Raw genomic sequence first — 2155 nt, 5'->3', positions numbered from 1 at the left:
CCAATATCTGCAGAAGAAGAATTTAATAGATTTATCCAGAATAATGTATGGGGGAAGAATACTCATCCTTATGGCACGAGTAATAAACAGGTTTCTTGGACAGGTAGTGGACTGACAAAAAATGACATTGGGTATATGGGGCAGTATAGTACTCAAGGTGATGTGAATATTTTGCCTGAAGCTTTAGGGGTTTATTCCTTTGCAACGGGTTGTGGTTCTTCTGCAACGGGAAACTATTCAGTAGCTTTTGGTGCCAATGCGGTTGCAAAGGCTGGTGGAGCACAAGCTTTTGGTGTTGCAGCGCTTGCATCGGGGAAAGCAAGTGTTGCTATGGGGATTAGTTCGGAGGCATCAGGGGAGGCTGCTCTTGCATTTGGAGGGCTTGCAGTTGCATCTGGTAAAGATAGTATTGCTTTAGGTGTTAATTCTATAGCTCAGCAGGAAAATTCAGTTTCTATTGGTCTAAAAGCGCATGCATTTATTGAAAATGGTGTTGCCCTAGGGGCAAATTCTATAGCAACAGTTGCTGGTGGTGTTCGTGGTTATGATCCTTTCTCAAATACTGTCTCAGAAGACAATAGTGTTGCATGGAAATCTGTTTACGGTGCAGTTAGTGTGGGTAATAACACTGCTGCTAGGCAGATTACAGGGGTTGCCGCTGGTACTAAGGATACCGATGCAGTAAATATTGCGCAGCTGAAAGCTATGAGAACACTTGTAGAAAAAAGGTGGCAGCTTTCTCTTAATGGTGTCGATGTTGCAACCTTTGAGCCGGAGGATGTGTTAGATTTATCTACAGGAAGTACAAATTTTACCATTACCAAAGGTGATAAAGACAATAAGGTAAAATTTGACCTCGCCCAAGACCTCACTTTAAAGAGCATAACCATTGAGAATGGTCCGAAAATCACTAAGGATGGCATTGATACTGCAAATAAAACAATCACAAATGTTGCAAATGGCACGAGTGACACGGACGCCGTCAACGTTGCACAACTGACAGCAGCTACAAAAGGTTTAAAAATCAATACGAATGACAAAGATTTTAAAGATGCTATAGCGGATGGGAAAAATTCAATCGCTATAGGGAGCAATACAAGTGTTCATAAAGGTGCTGATAACGCGATAGCTTTTGGCATCAACTCACAAGCAAAAGCTGAGAACAGCATTGCTTTGGGTTCAGATTCTCTAGCGAATGTTGAATTTGGCATTGAAGGTTATGATCCTGCTGGGGAAATAGGACTACCAAGTCAGAACAGTGCTTGGAGATCCACTCTTGGCGCACTCAGCATTGGGAATGCTGAGCAAGGTAAAACCAGACAGATTGTAGGACTTGCCGCTGGTACCAACGATACGGATGCTGTCAATGTTGCGCAGCTAAAAGCGTCCACAAAAGGTTTAAAAATCAATACTATTATCGCAAATTTTAAAGAACCGATAGCGACTGCTGATGGTTCTCTTGCCATTGGTGATGGCGCCAAAGTTAGTGCTCTAAGCATGAATTCTCTTGCCATTGGTGGCGGCGCCAGCATTGGTAAAAGCTCCATCGAAGCGCTAGCTCTTGGTTACAGGGCCAAAGTTAGTGAAAATACTGAGTCTGCGATGGCTTTTGGCGCCGAGTCACAAGCGAAAGCTGAGAGCAGCATTGCTTTGGGTTCATATTCTGTAGCTGATGTTGTTGGTGGTAGAGCAGGGTATGATCCTAGCACTAAGCGTCTTTCTGATATAGAGGATAACGCATGGAGATCCTCCCTTGGCGCACTCAGCATTGGGAATGCTGCGCAAGGTGAAAAAGGTAAAACCAGACAGATTATAGGTGTTGCCGCTGGCACGAATGATTATGATGCCGTTAACGTTGCCCAGTTAAAGGCATTACAAGATTCTATCAACCCAAGCTGGGACCTTTCTATTGAGGGTAAAAATAAAACAGCTATTGATGCAAGCCATGCGTTAGATTTAGCCGCTGGCAGTGCAAATTTTAACATTACGAAAGACGAAAAAGACAATAATGTGAAATTTGATCTCGCTAAAGATCTCACTTTAGACAGCATAAAAAATACCCGCTCTAGATACAACGGAAAAATCTGGTGTATCTATACAAGGCAGGGGGACTGACTTAGGGGGGACTTACTTTTAGATGGCAATGGGTATAACC

1 pseudogene is annotated in these 2155 nt (G+C 43.2%); it reads left to right on the top strand.

What is annotated here, in order from left to right:
- A pseudogene (locus FNZ60_RS10500) lies at positions 1 to 2115 on the top strand (hypothetical protein); the annotation flags it as partial.
- Between the last annotated feature and the right edge of the window lie 40 nt (positions 2116 to 2155).

The organism is Bartonella massiliensis, from assembly GCF_902150025.1.
GTDB lineage: Bacteria > Pseudomonadota > Alphaproteobacteria > Rhizobiales > Rhizobiaceae > Bartonella > Bartonella massiliensis.
The sequence above is the reverse complement of the archived record's forward strand: the minus strand, read 5'-3'. Positions and strand labels throughout refer to the sequence as shown.